Genomic DNA, 18,304 nt, shown 5'->3' with positions numbered 1-18,304 from the left:
TATATGTGAAGTCCGCTATGCCCCTAATGGTCTGGCGGAAATAAGCAGATGGAGAGATGGTCATGAAAATAACGAAGCGTCTGGATTTATTTAGCGAGTCGATGAACTTGATGAACACATTCCTTCTGAAATGGTTAGGTAGCCAGCTAAAACAATTAGGAGTGTACCCGGATTGTAATTTGGAAATCAACGAGATACGTGTGAACGGGAAAATTAACAGCATGTACATGAAGTGGCTAAACGAAAGTTTAGCCATACTGGCTAGAAACGAGGAGTCTAGTTTTATGCCATTAGATGAACTTGTGGAAGAATGGGACAAAAAAAAGAAGGAATGGATTTTGTACAATCCAGACTTACAATCCAGAATTCATCTGTTAGAGCCGATGTTGTTTCATTTGTCTGATATTCTGAGCGGGGCTTATCCTGCTACCGATATTATGTTTCCGAATGGATCTATGAAGCTGGTGGAGAATGTTTACCAGAACAATCCTGTTGCCGACTATTTTAACGATATTTTGTCCGATCAAGTTGTTGCATATGTTACGGGGTGTATCGATCGAAACTTGTCTGCACGTATTCGCATATTGGAAATCGGGGCGGGCACCGGGGGGACCAGCGAGGCGGTGTTAAGCAGACTGGAACCTTTTCAAGAATATATTGAAGAATATTGCTACACTGACGTATCTAGAGCTTTCCTCATCCATGCGCAGGAGAAATACAACTCACGAAAAATACCGATGACGTATAAGCTTTTGAATATTGAAGAGCCTGTTGCCGCACAGAACATTGATGAAGGTGGTTTTGATTTGATTATCGCCACTAATGTGCTGCACGCCACTCACAATATAAGACACACATTAAGGAATGTAAAAGCTTGTACGTCTCGGAATGGATGGCTTCTTTTAAATGAGGTTACCGCTAATACCCTATTTACGCATTTGACTTTTGGTTTGTTGGAAGGGTGGTGGATGTATGAGGATACGGCAGTACGTATCCCGGGGTGCCCGGGGCTTTATCCTGAAATGTGGGAGAAAGTGCTGCATCATGAAGGATTTCATTCAGTAACTTTTCCTGCGGCAGGGGAACATCGATTGGGACAACAAATTATTCAGGCTGAAAGTGATGGCGTCATTCGTCAAAAAAAGCAGCTAAATATATCGCTTAGGAGCGGGCAACACGAAGAGACAGAGACTTACACATGTCAGCGATGGAACCAGGTGCCAGTAGCGACACATATGTCTCAAATGAACGGAGGCCTGTTTCGTCAAAAAAGTGAACACTTCTTTAAAACGCTAATTGGCAAGGTGTTTAAAATTCCTCCAGAGCAGCTGGATAGTGAGAAGCCTTTAGCCGATTACGGTCTGGATTCTATTCTTGTGGTTCAAGTGACAAGTGAATTCAAAAAAATAATGAAGAATGTAAGTAGTACTTTATTTTTTGAGCACTCCACGATCCGTGAATTGGTGGATCATTTTATCCGTACTAGAGAAGCTGATTTAATAGCACTTGTCGGTATTGAAGAGGAACCGAAGGAGAATCAGGCTATACAGAATTATACAGCCCTAAAATTCCCCAATGTACGAATACGGGCTAACGCTTTTGAAAATCATCTATATCTGCCTGACGAGCCTGATTTTAAGCTAGAGGTGAGTTCTAATTTTGACCATGAAGTGGCTGTAATTGGTTTGTCCGGACGTTATGCGCAAGCCAAAAATATTAATGACTTTTGGAATAATATCCAGAAAGGGAAAAATTGTATTCAGGAGATTCCACAGGACAGGTGGAATTGGGCGGATTATTTCAAGGGAGCGAAAGGCACGAAAGGATCAATTTATACAAAATGGGGTGGATTTATTGACGATGCTGATAAATTCGACCCTTTATTTTTTCGTATATCCCCCCGTGAAGCAGAACTAATGGATCCGCAGGAACGCATTTTTTTGGAAACCGTTTATACCACAATTGAAGATGCAGGGTATACTCCTACTTCTCTCGGTGAACATCAAAGAGTGGGAGTGTTTGTGGGGATTATGAATGCGCATTATCCGACAGGTGCTTCATACTGGTCTGTCGCTAATCGAATCTCGTACACTCTTGATTTCCGAGGACCCAGTCTAGCGGTAGATACGGCCTGCTCCTCTTCGCTGACAGCTCTTCATTTGGCGATGGAAAGTTTGCGAAGTGGGACTAGTGACTGTGCTATTGCAGGTGGAGTCAATTTGATTGTGGATCCCGCCCACTACTTGAAACTAACAGACATGAATATGTTAAGTACAGGCAAACAATGCAAGTCTTTTGGTGATGAGGCAGATGGTTTTGTTGATGGTGAAGGTGTAGGAGCCGTCATTCTAAAGCCTCTCCGTAGAGCCGTAGCAGACGGTGATCATATTTATGGAATTATCCGTGGAAGCATGTTGAACTCTGGAGGAAAAACTAACGGCTATACGGTGCCTAGTCCCGCGGCACAGTCGCAAGTTGTTTCCGATGCACTGGAGCGTGCTGGAATTCATCCAAGGTCCGTTAGTTATGTGGAAGCGCATGGTACAGGAACAGCCCTAGGTGATCCCATTGAAATAGAAGGCTTGAAGCAGGCCTATGAAAAATCTACCCTTGACAAGCAATTTTGTTCTCTTGGCTCTGTTAAGTCCAATATCGGACATTGTGAAAGCGCGGCAGGCATTGCGGCTTTAACCAAAGTATTGATGCAAATGAAGCATGGTCAATTGGCTCCAACGCTGCATTCAAAGACGCAGAATCCGGAGATCCCATTTGAGGATACTCCTTTCGTACTCCAGCAGGAACTGGCAGAATGGAAACGACCTCAGATTGAAATGAACGGTACGGTAAAGGATTTTCCGCGTATTGCAGGCATTTCATCCTTTGGAGCCGGAGGAGCGAATGCACATGTGCTGGTGGAGGAATATATTCCGCAGGAGAACCGTAAGGAGCATTTCGGAGCAACACCGCGCACACCCGTAATGGTTGTTCTGTCAGGTAAGGATGAGCAGCGGTTGCAAGAGCAAGTGCTTCAATTGCTTGAAGCGATGGAGCAGGGGGATTACGGCGACGACAGGTTGGAGTCCATCGCCTATACCCTACAGGTTGGACGGGAAGCCATGGAAGAACGATTGGGACTGATCGTGGAATCCGTCTCGGATTTAGCAGCACAGCTGAGGGAATATGCGGAGCATCAGAAAGCTGGCAGATGGTTTCGCGGAAATGTCAAACGCTATAAGGAAACGATATCCGCCCTGGAGACGGATGAGGATATGCAGGAGACGATCCGTCAGTGGATTTATAAAGGGAAATATGCCAAGCTGTTGGATTTATGGGTTAAGGGGTTGAGCATGAACTGGCAGGCGCTGTACGGAGAGAACCGGCCGTGCCGTATCAGCCTACCCACATATCCATTTGCGCGGGATCGGTACTGGGTTCCGCAGGCGGAAGGGAAGGAAGCGGCCGGGCGAAGCCGGGAGGATACGGATTCTCGATTGCATCCGTTGCTGCACCGGAATATTTCGGTATTGTCGGAGCAGCGGTATAGTTCCACTTTTAGCGGTGAGGAATTTTTCCTGACGGATCACAGAGTGCAGGGACGTAAGATGCTGCCAGGGGTAGCCTATCTGGAAATGGCACGAACAGCGGTGGAGCAGGCGCTGGAGGGGAAGCCGGGAGAGTGGATTACGTTGCAATTACAGCAAGTGACCTGGATGCAACCGATCACAGTCGAAGAGCAGCCGGTAGAGGTAAGGCTCCGTCTGATGGCGGGCGAGGAAGGTGACATTGGTTATGAAATCTACAAGGGATCAACGGGAGCCATGGAAGATGTGGTGTACAGCCAAGGAACTGCTCGTGTGGTGACAAACGTGGAAAGCGTGCGGGAGGATATAGCGAAGCGGATTGCGGAGCACCGGGCTGCGGGTGCACAAGAGGTGCCGATTACCGCCTGTTACGAAGCGTTTGCGGCGATGGGGATTGAATATGGAGCAGGCCAGCGCTCGCTGGAAAGCGTGCAGGCTGGAGCGGGCCAGGTATGGGCAAGAGTGTCGTTACCTTCTGGTGTGTCGGTAACAGCCCACGATTACGTGCTTCATCCCAGCTTGATGGATGGGGCGTTGCAGGCAGCCATTGGGCTGACCCTACTGGGGCCGCAAGAAAACACAGCGGGCGCTCCAGCCCTGCCATTTAGCCTGCGGGAGCTGACCGTGTACGGTCCGTGTACGAGCCAGATGTGGGTACACATGAGCGAAGAAGGGGAGCGAGTACAGGAAGAGCGGGTGCAAAAACGGAGTGTGGATGTCTACGATGACACAGGCAGGCTATGCGTAAGTCTACGCGGATTTACCTCACGGCTGCAGGGAGGAGGTTCGCGTTCTTTAACGCAGCCTTTGACGTATCCTTTGGCACCGTCTGAAGTAGAAGTGGCAGCAGAGAACGTGATTGTAGCGCCCGTATGGGAGCCGTGTAGGATCACGGAAGAAGCGGACCCTTCCGGGTCTGCTCAGAGCGACATAGTTCTGATTGGCGGGAGCCGGGAGCGACGGGAAGCTGTGATGGCATACTACCCGCAGGCGCAGGTTGTGGCTCTCCATGCCGGAGAGCCGGTGGAGGACATTCAGGGGAAACTGGAGGATTGCGGAAGCATCCGCCATGTGATCTGGATCGGTCCGGAAGCGGAAATCCCGGCCCTAGAAGAGAAGCGGATTATTGAGGGCCAAGAAGATGGGGTAATCCAGTTATTCCGACTCGTCAAAAGTATGTTGCAGCTGGGGTATGGACATCGGACGTTGGAATGGACGGTGATTACGGTTCAGGCCCAACCGGTAAATAAGTACGACGAGGTCGATCCGACCCACGCGAGTGTACACGGTTTTATCGGTTCGATGGCAAAGGAATATAGCCATTGGAAGGTTCGGTTAGCGGATATGGAAGCGGGAGTGGAGTGGCCATGGTCTGAGCTGCTGTTCCTGCCGCCCAATGCAGAAGGAGACGGGCTTGTGAACCGGGAAGGAGAATGGTACCGCCAGGAACTTGTCCCTGTGACGATGGAAACGGGTTATCCAACGCGCTACCGCCATGGGGGCGTGTATGTAGTCATAGGTGGAGCGGGGGGATTGGGAACCGTCTGGAGTGAATATATGATCCGTACGTACCAGGCACAGATCGTTTGGATCGGGCGGCGGACAGAGGATGAAGCCATTCGAGGCAAGCGGGAACGGTTAGCGGAGATAGGACCCGAGCCGATGTATATCGCAGCGGATGCATCGGACGAGACCGCCTTGGGAGAAGCGTGTCGATTAGTACGTCAGGCGTATGGAGATATCCATGGTGTGGTACACTCGGCGATCGTGCTGTCAGACCGGAGTTTGGGACAGATGGAGGAGGAGGAATTCTGTAAATCGCTGCAGGCTAAGGTAGATGTGAGCGTACACCTGGCGAGAGCATTTCAAGGAGAAGCATTGGATTTTGTATTGTTCTTCTCTTCCTTTAACGCATTCACCAAGGCAGCGGGGCAAAGCAACTATGTGTCAGGCTGTACCTTTAAGGATGCATTCGCGCACCAGCTATCCGTAGAGTGGTCGTGTGAGGTGAAGGTGGTGAACTGGGGGTATTGGGGCCAGGTTGGGGTAGTATCAGGAGAACGATACCGCAAGCAGATGGAGCGGCTAGGGATCCAATCCATACGGACGGAAGAGGGGATGCGAATATTGGAGCAACTGGTATCGGGGCAGCTGCACCAGTTGGGGGTTATGCGAACGACAGATCCGTTGGGAATCAAGGAAGTGAACTGGGAGAAGCAAATTGTATGCACTCATTAAAACAAGGAGGACAACCATGAAGAATGGTGAGCAATTCGACATTTACAGAGAACAAATAAAAGCCGTAGATAGACTTTTAATTCAGATATTACAAGCTCAGTTGCGTACTATGGGGCTGCTGAACGCAAATCCAGAAGATGATCGTTTGTGGGCAAGCTATGGATTAAAGGAGATATATAGATTATGGATGAAAGAAAGTTTGGATATCTTTACACGTAATCCGGCCGTTGTCTCTACCGTATCCGATATTCATGAAGTTTGGGGGAAATGGGAACAAAGCAAACAGCATTGGACTAAAGATGCTAATTTGAGAGCCCAGGTTCTACTGGTTGAAGCTACGTTAAAAGCACTACCAGAAATCTTAACCGGAAAAGTTCCCGCAACTGATATTATGTTTCCCAAAGGTTCCATGCACCTTGTCGAAGGTATTTACAAGCATAACAAGGTTGCTGATTATTTTAATGAAATGCTCTCGGATCAGGTAACTGCTTTCTTGGAACAGAGGCTAAAGCAACATAGAGAAACAAAAATACGTATTCTGGAAATTGGTGCGGGAACAGGAGGAACAACATCAATAGTTCTCGATAAACTAAAGCCATTCCAACAATATGTTGAGGAATATTGTTACACAGACATTTCCAAAGCTTTTCTAAAGCATGGGGAACGAGTTTATGGAGAACAGAATCCTTTTCTGAAATTCGAGGTTTTAAATATTGAAGAAGCCGTAACCGAGCAAGGGATTGAGGTAGGGAAATATGACATTGTCATTGCGGCTAACGTATTGCATGCTACCCGGAATATCCGGCGAACCCTACGCAACGCTAAGAGCTTGATCTCTAATAACGGTCTGATTCTCTTAAATGAAATTTCAGACAAATCCATCTTTACTCATCTGACCTTCGGTTTGTTGGAGGGATGGTGGATGTATGAAGATCCTGCCGTACGTATTCAGGGATGTCCAGGCTTATATCCAACTCAGTGGAAAAAACTATTGGAAATCGAAGGGTATCACCATGTTGGCTTTTTGGCAGCGGAAGAAACCCAGCTTGGGCAGCAGATTATTAGTGCGCAAAGTGATGGTATAGTTCAGGTCACTCGAGGTACGAAGCGGGACAGGGGAAGAACGTCGGTTTCAAGTCAACCATCATCTGGTGCCCCAACACAGACCAATCTTAAATCGAATGGAATGGACATCGAAACATATGTGAAAGAATGCATTGTCCATACATTATCAGAATCTTTAAAGGTAATGGCTCACCTAATTGACCATGATGATTCGTTCTCCGATTTCGGTGTCGATTCTATTACGGGAACACAATTGGTGCAGAGCATTAATCGCATATTGCACATCGAACTTGAAAGCACTGATCTGTTTGATTACAGCTCGGTTAATTTGCTTACAGCATACATCTTGTCACAGTATAAGGAAGTGTTTTCACCAGCAGTCCCTTCTCGGATATCGCCTTCTTCAAAACAGAATGTGCAGTATTTTGTAAAAGAAACTTTGCTTCAACATTTGTCCATTACTCTTAAAGTCGAAGTTAATATGATAGATTCTGAGGAGTCCTTTTCTGATTACGGTATTGACTCTATTACGGGAGTCCAATTTATTCAAGCGATTAACCATACGCTTGGCATTGAATTGGAAACTACTGATTTATTTGATTATAGTTCCATTCGTCAATTGTCCTCCTATATTTTGTCGCAGCATCAGGATGTAGTTGCACGGACATGGACCAACCGGTTTCAAACTGACGGCTTGTCTCGAAAAGGAATATCTGCCAACGAAAAAACAACAAAAGCAACCGACAATGCCCGTCCACTTGCCAGAAATGACTCTATTTTAAATAAAAAGACTTCTGAAGGAATTCCAATACAAGATAAAAAAGATGATATCGCCATTATTGGTATAAGCGGGCGCTTTGCCCAGTCGGCATCGGTTGAGGAATTGTGGGATCACTTGGTTCATGGAAATGACTTAATCCAGGAGGTATCCCGGTGGGATTTATCCCAGTATTACGATCAAGGGAAAGAGTATTGTAACTATGGTAGTTTTATAGAAGATATTGACCGATTTGATCCCAGATTTTTTAATATTACAGGACTGGAAGCTGCATACATGGACCCGCAGCAACGTATTTTTCTGGAAGAGTCTTGGAAAGCCTTGGAGGATGCTGGATATGCGGGTTCGGGGATACAAGGTAAGGACTGTGGCGTTTATGTAGGTTGTGGTCCTTCCGATTATGCAGAATGGCTCGACGATAACCCTCCAGCCCAAGCTTTTTGGGGAAACGCTAGTTCTATTCTCCCTGCCAGAATCTCCTACTACCTAGATTTGCATGGACCAGCGATTGCAGTAGATACGGCTTGTTCCAGTTCACTGGTAGCGATTCATATGGCCTGTCAGGGGCTCTGGACGAGAGAAATAGACATGGCCTTGGCGGGCGGCATATTTATTCAGACAACTCCCAATTTTTATGTGTATTCTAATCGTGCCAATATGTTGTCCCCAACTGGACGGTGCCATGCTTTTGATGATAGAGCAGATGGATTTGTGCCAGGCGAAGGAGCAGGTGTAGTTGTTCTGAAGCGTTTAGAGGAGGCCATTGCCGATGGTGACCACATATACGGTGTCATTAAAGGTACTGCGGTCAATCAGGATGGTTTTACTAATGGGATTACGGCACCAAGCGCGAAATCTCAGGAACGTTTGGAACAAACTGTATTCGATCGTTTTGGGATTCATCCAGAAAATATACAAATGGTTGAAGCGCATGGGACAGGCACACAGTTAGGTGATCCTATAGAATATAAGGCCTTGAATCGGGCATTTACTAGATACACCAATAAGAAGAGCTATTGTGCGTTAGGTACCATTAAATCGAATCTTGGTCATACCCAATATGCTTCTGGTATAGCTGGAGTGCTGAAAATATTACTTTCTTTACAGCATCGGCAAATGGTTCCTTCCCTCCATTATCAACATGGAAACATGAATATTAAAATGGACGATAGCCCCTTCTATGTAAATACAAGTTTCAAGGAATGGTCTGTTCCTTGGAATACAAAACGTTGCGCGGCCATAAGCTCTTTTGGATTCAGCGGTACCAATGCTCATATGGTGATTGAAGAAGCTCCTGAAATGAATCGGCATTATGCACCTGTCTCCAGTTATTTAATCGTTCTGTCTGCACGAACAGAAGAACAGTTGCAGCAGCAGGCCCATCAGTTGAGCGCTTATTGCAAGAAGGTGGAAGAGCCGGATTTAGGTAATATGAGTTACACCTTGTTACTGGGCCGTAAACACCTTGATTATCGGCTGGCATGCATTGTAAGTCATACGAGCGAGCTTGCTAATATACTGGATAACTGGCTGGAAACGGGAAGAACTGCGAATATGTATGTTTCCGCTCTGAATGGATCTGAGAATAGGGATGATCTGGAATTAAAACAGCATGGAAATGAATGTATTACGAAATGTATAAATGAAAATGATAAAACTCTTTTCGCTAGAAATTTGTCTACTATAGCTGAATTGTATGTGCAAGGATACGGGCTTAATTACCATCAATTATTTGCAAATGGGGGATATTCTAGAGTTTCATTGCCCACCTATCCTTTTGGCAAGGAAAAATTTTGGGTACCCCAAAAACAAACTATCTCAGATGCGGCCACCATTGCTCCAGACTCGCGAAAAGCTAGTATAGACGATCATCACAGATCAGAAACTCGAAAATTGTCTTATACAACGAAGCAATGGGCAGCAAGTCCGCTTGTCGGAAAAAGTGATATCGTTGGTACAGTTGCAATCTTGTCCACTCATGATACAGGAGAGCTTGCAGCCTGTCTGGCTTCTTATTTTTCAGATGTGCGAATATTAGGTAGAGATGAAATTAAAGATGATCTGTTGATGCAGGATCACATGTGGAATAAGTATACGGGCTGTATTGACCTGATTGGGTGCGGTTATGCTCAGGAGCCGGAAGTTGAATACATTTCCTGGCTGCAAAAGCTTATTGAGTATGGGAATAGAAACAATTTGATGTTGCTTTGTGTTACAAAAGACTTGGAATCTTATAAGAATGAAAAAATCAATTTATCAGGAGCTTTGAACGTTGGTTTGTATCGTATGCTGCAAAGCGAGTACAGCTATATCCGCTCACGTCATATGGATGGACAATCTGGAATGGCTGATAGATTGTTTGCAGAGCAAATTGCCTGCGAATACATGGACAACAATGAGGATACTGAAGTGTCTTACCGCGATGGACAGAGATATTGCGCGTTTTTGAATGAAGTCAATGTACAGCACAATCCAGTTCATGAACGGAAATTCCCCGAAAATCATGTTTTATGGGTGACAGGGGGAACGAAAGGACTAGGCCTACTCTGTGCGCGTCACTTTGTACAGCATTATGGTGTAAAGAAGCTGATGCTATCGGGTAGGGAACCACTGCCGCCGAAGGAGCAATGGAATTCACTTGAGGCTGTGGATAGCGCAACTGCTGCAAAGATACGGGCAATTCAAAGTATCGAACGCCTTGGAGTAGAGGTATTTGTCCTATCGGTTGAATTATCAGACGTGGAGGCCATGCGAATTACGGTGGAAACCGTCAAGCGTTTTATGGGTCCTATTGGTGGCGTCATTCATTGTGCGGGTCTGGCTGATTTGGAAAATCTGGCGTTTATAAGAAAATCTCCACAGGTGATTGGACAAGTATTGAATCCCAAAGTGCTGGGTCTAAATGTCATGTATCAAAGTTTCAGAAATGAGCCTCTGCGCTTCTTAGTGCTATTTTCTTCAGTGTCTGCCATTATTCCAGCACTTGGCGCAGGGATCAGCGACTACGCAATGGCCAATGCATATATGGATTATTTTGCTGAGTCGGTTACAGGACCTTGTTCGATAATGAGTATCCAGTGGCCTAGCTGGAGGGAAGTGGGGATGGGGGAGGTCACCAGTAAACCATACAAACAAGCAGGTTTGCTCAGTATGTCCAACGAAGAAGGATTGAATATGTTGGACAGCCTTCTGGCAGATTCCCGCTATCGAGTCATTCTTCCTGCATGGGTAAATCCGGTTATATGGGACCCTACTCAGTTAATGAAGCGGAGACTCTCGGTAACAGAGTTCGTGAAAGAGGAGAGAGGGCCAGTACAGGCTCCCATGCAAAATCTAGGAAGTGGATATCTGGATAAAATTGATCTTACGGAAAAGACACAATCATGGTTGGTTTCACTTTTTGCCAAAGAATTGAGAATTGACAAAGCCGAATTCAAACCGGATACTCCATTTCAACAATATGGAATGGATTCGATTTTGCTGGCTCAGGTCATCACCAGAATGGACTATGAATTAAAGGAAGTCTCACTTGATCCGTCCGTAATTTTGGAGTATCCAACCATGAAAAGTTTGACAGCCTATCTAACTGAGAACCACACGGATATACTTGAGACTTTTTTTAACATAGAAAGTCAAGCACAGGGAGTAACAAATACAGAATGTGAACAGAAGCCCGTTTCTCCCTTATTAGAAGAGAATATAGCGTTCCTAGACAGGGAAGAAAACGATTTATATAAAAATGATAAAATAGCTGTAATAGGAATTGATTGTCAATTTCCGGATGCTCATAATAAATATGAATTTTGGCTTAATCTAAAGAATGGTATGGATAGTATACGTGAAGCCCCCATCTCACGGGTGGGGCATATTAGACAAACGTTTGCCGGAAAAGCAATTGAGAGTGTGGGTGGGTTTATGGATCAAATTGAGGATTTTGATCCTGATTATTTTAACATCCCTCCATCCCTTGCCATACAAATTGATCCGTTACAGCGTAAAATTCTGGAGTGTGGCGCGGGTGCGATTGCAGATGCCGGATATACGAAAGAAGCTTTATGGAATAAGCAAGTGGGTGTATTTGTGGGCGCGAGAACCAATAAATATTATCAAAAGCTGAAAGAAAACGATAAAGATACCATTATCGGTGTTGGTCAAAATTTTATTGCTGCCCATTTGGCTCATGTCTATAATCTGAAAGGCCCTAATATGATAGTAGATACGGCTTGTTCCAGCTCATTAACCGCAATACATGTGGCGGCCAAAAGCGTATTGAACGGTGAGAGTGAGATTGCACTGGCTGGAGGGGTGGACATTATATTGGATGGGACCATATACCAACTTCTGGGAGCCGCTAATATCATATCTCCTGAAGGGCGCTCCAAGGCATTCAGTGCCGATGCTAATGGTATTGGTGTGGGCGAAGGATGTGGCGTAGTCGTTCTAAAGCGCCTGCAACAAGCCATCAAGGATAACAATAAAATCTATGGTGTCATTGACGGATCAGCGCTCAATAATGATGGAAATACCATGGGTATCACTACTCCAAACCCGGAGGCCCAGAAGGAACTTATTGAAAAAGCGATTGCAGATGCCCATATTCATCCTGAGACTATTAGCTATGTGGAAGCCCATGGAACGGGTACCCTTATCGGTGATCCTATTGAACTAAAAGCATTGACAACTGTGTTCTCAAAGTTTACAGGTAACAAACAGTTTTGCGGAATTGGTAGTGTTAAAAGTAATATTGGACACCTGATTAGTGCAGCAGGGATAGCAAGTTTCATCAAGGTTTTACTGTCCATGAGTAGTGGAGAGCTGCCAGCAACACTGCATTGCAGCAATCCCAACCCACGGTTTAATTTTGATGACTCTCCGTTTTATATTGTAAAGCGCCATTCGAAGTGGACAGGTATAGCGGGAATTTTACGTGCAGGTATCAGTTCATTTGGGCTTGGAGGGAATAATGCTCATATCATCGTAAGTAATGAAGGTGTTCCACATGCACTTCAGGCTGTATTGAGTTCAGATGATGAAGGGATTCGCTTTAACCGCCGACGCTATTGGCCAGAGCCAATGGATATTCCGGAGTCCATAAAACCGGTCACGCGGAAAGCGGAAGAATGGAAGCAGGGATTTTTTGAACCCATTGAGATTTATAGGGAGGGGAAACTGCAATGAGTAAAGGAACAACTCCCAAAACCTATGCACAGCGGCTAACTCATAACAATTTAATTGTACGGGATCATCAAGTGCATGAAATACGCACGTTGCCCGGGGTGGCTTTACTGGATATGATCTATAGACTGGCAGATTGCTATTTAGGAACCCAGGCCATCGAATTACGTCATGTCCTGTTCATGCAGCCTATCATCACATCCGAGTATTTTGACCAGCAGATTCTAGTTGCTTTCATTCCAAAGGAACGATATTGGGAGGTGAAAGTGACCAGTATAAAAGTAAAGAATGAGGAAGCTGTGGATACATCTGAGGTTATTAATATGAATTGTTTGATGTATAGAATAGAGCATATTTTCATAGAACCATGCCCCGATATTGCCGCCTTCGCGGATGATGCCACAGAGCAGTGGGACATGGAGGAGATGTATGAATTGGCCCGCAGATGTAAAATTCGGCATTTCACGTTTATGAAAACACTGGGAAACGTCTATCAACGGGGCAATCAGGAAGTAATGAAGCTCCAGCTAAGTGAGCTAGCGAAAAATGATGCCGATTATTTTTATGCGCATGCTGCATTGTTGGATGGGGCATCGATGGCAGGAATGTCTTTTTCCAAAAATGGAACGCAACATTGGGTGAACCAGGACGGTTCGCCCTATATGCCTATTTCAATAGAACGATTTTGTATTTATCAAAGGCTTCCGAGCACCATCTATACGTATACAGAGGAACGAGAAGTTGTAGACGGTCTACTGATCAATCCAGATCTCATATCCCGAGATATCACTGTATATAGTGAGACAGGTGAGGTGGCTGTTGAATTTCGCAATTTTTCAGTTAAACGTATCCGAGACGCCCAACTGATTCAAAAACTGATGGAACCTGTAGTTTCTCTGCCTGAGGAGAAGGATAAAGCGCAATCTGTTCAACAAATAAAACCTGTTTCGAAAGATAAATATGTGGGAATAGAAGAAAGTGAATACTCTTCTTTAACTACTAAAATCGCTATTGAGAATTTCCTGCGGCAAGAGATTGCCAAGGTACTCAAGGTAGATGCAGATACGATAGAAGTGTGTGCAGGATTTTACGAATTAGGATTGGATTCTATCGAACTGCTCCGATTGGTTAAAGTATTGGAGGAAAGAGTAGACACGATAATGTATCCCACTTTGCTATTTGAGTTTTCCACAATCGACAGCCTGACTGGATATTTACTTGAAAATCATGCTCAAGCGTTCAATGAAAATGTGGGGAGCGAGGACAATTATGATACGCCCACAGTACAGAACGAACGTACTCTTAAAACTGCTATTGAACGTTATTTGCAAGAGGAAATTTCAAGGGTTCTTCATGTATCTGCCAGTGAGATTGGAATACAACAAGGGTTTTATGAGCTTGGATTGGATTCCATTGAATTGTTGAAGCTGGTAAAGGTTTTAGAGGAGAAAGTGAGCGGAGCATTATACCCTACACTTTTGTTTGAGTACCCTAACATTACAGCATTAACTGAATTTTTATTTGAACATAGCGGAACTGCGTTCATAGAGGAAAAGGAGGAGCATACAGACCAGGGATCGCAAGTTGCTGTCGATCCACAGTCTAGTTTGCCTCAAGCATTACTCTTTGAACGTTTCTGGAGCCATGAATCGATACCGGCAACCCAAGTGCAGTATCCTGAATATCTCCATATCACGCTCATGTATAAGGGAAGCAAAAAGCTGTTATCCTGGTTCGAACGGCAAAGTAACGATGCATGGAAAATATTAGACCTTAATTCTGTTAGTACACAGTCCATCCAGCAATTTGAGGATTGTTTTGAACAAGTTTTTCATCTTATTCAGACGCACATTAAGAAATCAGGAAGTTCCGAAATCCTGATTCAGCTTGTTGCTGATGTGGATAAAGACCATAAAGCTGTATATGCATTGGAGGGTTTACTGAAAACAGCTTCTTTAGAAAATCACAAAGTTCATGGTCAAATTATTATGATTAGACATATGGCTACAAGGCAGGCAGCGGAAATTAGGGATATTTTAATACAGGAAGCCCATCATCTCGAAGATGGTGCCCGGACAGTTTTGTATCCAACCGATTCTACTGAACGTTTTGTTAATAAACTGTATGAAAAAAAGTTTCAGGAAATGGCTTCTCCCTTTAAAGAGCAAGGTGTATATGTAATTACTGGTGGTTTTGGTGGATTAGGATTTCATGTTGCCAATCATTTAGCTAGATGTAAGGCTAAGATAGCATTGATTGGAAGATCCGGATTAACTGAGCCACAGAATAGGCAAATGCGCTCATTAGTTCAAATGGGAGCAGAAGTCCGGTATTATCAGGCTGATGTTGGTGATCTGGCTGCTATAGAAAAGATAATGACAAATATTCGTGATCATTGGGGTTTTGTAACGGGAGTGGTTCATGCTGCCGGTGTCGTAAAAGATCAGTTTATTATCAATAAACAAATGCATGATGCACATGAGGTGTTTCGACCCAAAGTCAGTGGTATCTGGAATCTGGATCAGGCAACAAAACATGATGCGCTGGAATACTTCGTCATTTTTTCATCTGCTTCAGCTATTACTGGAAATTTAGGACAGGCCGATTATGCAAGTGCAAATGGATGGATGGATGCATTTGCATGGGAACGACAGGGTCGAGTAGAACGGGGAGAGCGCTGTGGACAAACGATAACGGTGAATTGGCCATTGTGGTCTGAAGGCGGCATGCGGATCAGTGAAGATATGCAGGATTTGCTGTATAAAGCGGGAGGAAGCGAAGCACTGCCTACGTCCAATGGGCTTCATATACTGGATGCTGTATTGGCAAATGGGAGCACTCATACAGTGGTTCTCTATGGCAATGTTCAAGCAATCAAGGAGCAGATGAAATCTAATATAACGATAAATCCAGGTATCTCTATTAGGTTAACGGAAATGAACGCGGATCAGGAAGAGGAAGCTGAATCAAGTGTTAAGAAAAAGCGAAGTCAACATGACGACATTGCTATTGTGGGGCTATCTGGGAAATATCCTATGGCAGATAACATAGAGCAATTATATCTTAATTTAAAAGAGGGAAAGGATTGTATTTCCAATGTTCCTACCGAGCGTTGGCGGGACAATAAACTGTCTTATGATGTTAGAGAGATCTATAATCACGGCGGCTTCCTGGGCAGAATCGATGAGTTTGATCCGTTATTTTTTAATATATCAGCTGCGCAAGCGGAAATGATGGACCCCCAGGCAAGAATGTTTTTGCAGACAGCTTGGGAAGCTTGTGAAGACGCGGGGTTCTCGCTTGATAAAAGTCATCATCAATATCCCTCCACCAGTGATCAGAGTGTGGGGGTATTTGCAGGGGTATTTTGGAATAACTATGAACTGTTTAGTGCGGAGATGACGCAGCGTGGAACGCCATTAGCATTTGGGATTGCAGCTTCATCAATAGCTAATATGGTTTCGTATTGTCTGAATTTTCATGGGCCATCCATGGCTGTAGACTCAATGTGTTCTTCTTCTCTTACTGCTATTCACTTGGCATGTGAGAGCATTAGACAGGGAGAATGTGACTATGCTGTTGCAGGTGGTGTTAACCTAGTTACTCATCCCCACAAATACCTTTTTTTGAAGCAAGCTCAGTTTCTCTCGACTGACGGCAGATGCCGAAGCTTCGGCAAGGATGGAGACGGATACGTTCCCGGTGAAGGGGTTGGAGCAATTCTTTTAACCAGTCTAGCCGAGGCAAAAAAGCAAGGTTATTCCATCTACGGAATCATTAAAGGTTCTGCAGTAAATCATGCTGGGAAAACTTCGGGAGCTACGGTACCAGATCCTGTAGCCCAATCGGAAGTCATTTCAAACGCTATTAAGAAATCAGGGGTTGATCCTCAAACTATTGGTTATGTGGAAGCCCATGGCACAGGGACCTCATTAGGGGATCCGATAGAAATGCGTGGCCTTGAATTGGCTTTTAGTGAGTGCGGGCTTAACAAACAACAGTGTGTGATAGGGTCTATTAAATCGAATATCGGGCATTTAGAAGCTGCTTCGGGCATTGCAGGACTAACTAAGATTCTGCTTCAATTTAAATATAAGGAGCTATTTCCTTCATTGCATGCCAAGGAAATCAACCCCTATATTGATTTTAAAAATTCATTTTTTCAAATTCAGCAACAATATGAAGCATGGGTAGCACCAGAAATCGAAATGAACGGAGCATGCTCTTCTTTACCTAGACGGGCTGGTATAAGCTCATTCGGGGCAAGTGGAAGTAATACTCATCTTATTCTGGAAGAATATGTACCATCGGAAACGAAGGGAACAAGCTCACTTTCAGGCACGGAAACATTGGTTATTATTCCACTTTCAGCCAAGAAAGAGGAAAACCTTAAGCAGATCGTGCATAATCTGCTCCAATTTCTTAAGATTCATAGCTCATCAGAGCGGGGAGCAAGCTATGAAAGACTTAGGGAACTGGCCTACACGCTACAAGTTGGGCGGGAGTCTATGTCTGTGCGAGTTTCTTTTGTTGCTTCTTCTGTGGATGAGCTGCTTCATAAGATGGAGCAATTTATTCAGGGAGAAGAGACAGTGTCAGAGAGAGCATGGACTCATGATTCAGACGATTTGGATTTTTTATTGGAGACATACATCGGTTCAGCTGATATGGAAGGTATAGCTCGATTGTGGGTAGGAGGCTTACATGTTGATTGGAGCAGGTTATATGGTGAGGATAAGCCGCATCGCCTTCATCTACCGACATATCCTTTTACCAAAGAACGTTACTGGGTTCCACATGAGACGGCCCACCCAGCAACTGAAGGATCTATGTTCAATGTTGCTACAACCGCAGCAACATCATCGCACCCTCTACTTAGAACGCGTCCCATGGTTGCAAAACGTGAAAATAGACTTGAGAATTGCTGGAATTTCACTGAGCAAACAGAAGTATAGTTAGATAATAAAATAATAAACAAAAAAAGCAAACCTGGGCTTTAAAGCCTAGGACTGCTTTTTTTTGTATTTGTTGAAATTCTTCGTGTCCATTTGTGACAATGATAGAAAGTTGCAGAGAAGCTATAGAATGTCTTGACTTTGTCGAAGCGGTTCATTAAAATCATAAAATAATGAAAAATGATTTGATGACGGGACCAAGTACTCCGAACCCACAAGCGCAGAGAGGAATTTCCAGGCTGTAAAAATTCCCTTGATGAACGGATGAATGACCTCCCCGAGAACAGGCGGCGAACAATTGAGGAAACCCTACTGAAAGTACATTGTAATTGTGCCGACAGTGGATGGTCCTGCATAATAGCCGTACTGCGCGTTACGGGCGTTATACGTATGAGCGGAGTCAGTATATTGCTGACGGGCAATGAGTGATTTTATGCTGGTTGTCTGGACAAACTCCGGAATGTGGGTGGTACCACGGGTGATTTGTAAACGACAATCCCTCGTCCCTGTTA

Annotated in this window: 3 protein-coding genes; all 3 read left to right on the top strand. The window is 44.7% G+C overall.

The genetic code is table 11. The annotated features are described in order from the left end of the window. The first annotated feature begins 62 nt into the window (after nt 1-62). Genes MHH57_RS18710 through MHH57_RS18700 form a run of 3 tightly spaced genes read left to right on the top strand, consistent with a single transcriptional unit; the run spans nt 63 to nt 17,792 of the window. Nucleotides 63-5,819 carry a type I polyketide synthase gene (locus MHH57_RS18710; RefSeq protein WP_342434392.1) on the top strand — a complete coding sequence of 1,919 codons (5,757 nt, stop codon included), beginning with the start codon at nt 63-65 and terminating at the stop codon, nt 5,817-5,819. Nucleotides 5,820-5,835: 16 nt separating this feature from the next. After that, complete coding sequence (locus tag MHH57_RS18705) at nt 5,836-12,840, top strand: beta-ketoacyl synthase N-terminal-like domain-containing protein (protein WP_342434391.1); 7,005 nt, start codon at nt 5,836-5,838, stop codon at nt 12,838-12,840. Next, a complete protein-coding gene (locus MHH57_RS18700) occupies nt 12,837-17,792 on the top strand; it encodes an SDR family NAD(P)-dependent oxidoreductase (protein WP_342434390.1) in 4,956 nt (1,651 codons plus the stop codon). Before MHH57_RS18705 ends, MHH57_RS18700 begins: the two co-directional genes overlap by 4 nt. Nucleotides 17,793-18,304: the final 512 nt, after the last annotated feature.

Origin of the sequence: Paenibacillus sp. FSL H7-0442 (assembly GCF_038593105.1) — a bacterium.
GTDB lineage: Bacteria > Bacillota > Bacilli > Paenibacillales > Paenibacillaceae > Paenibacillus > Paenibacillus polymyxa_D.
The sequence above is the reverse complement of the archived record's forward strand: the minus strand, read 5'-3'. Positions and strand labels throughout refer to the sequence as shown.

Bases quoted from the DNA above. Each gene is read 5' to 3' on its own strand.
- MHH57_RS18710 (WP_342434392.1), top strand. From the start codon at position 63: ATGAAAATAACGAAGCGTCTGGATTTATTTAGCGAGTCGATGAACTTG.
- MHH57_RS18705 (WP_342434391.1), top strand. From the start codon at position 5,836: ATGAAGAATGGTGAGCAATTCGACATTTACAGAGAACAAATAAAAGCC.
- MHH57_RS18700 (WP_342434390.1), top strand. From the start codon at position 12,837: ATGAGTAAAGGAACAACTCCCAAAACCTATGCACAGCGGCTAACTCAT.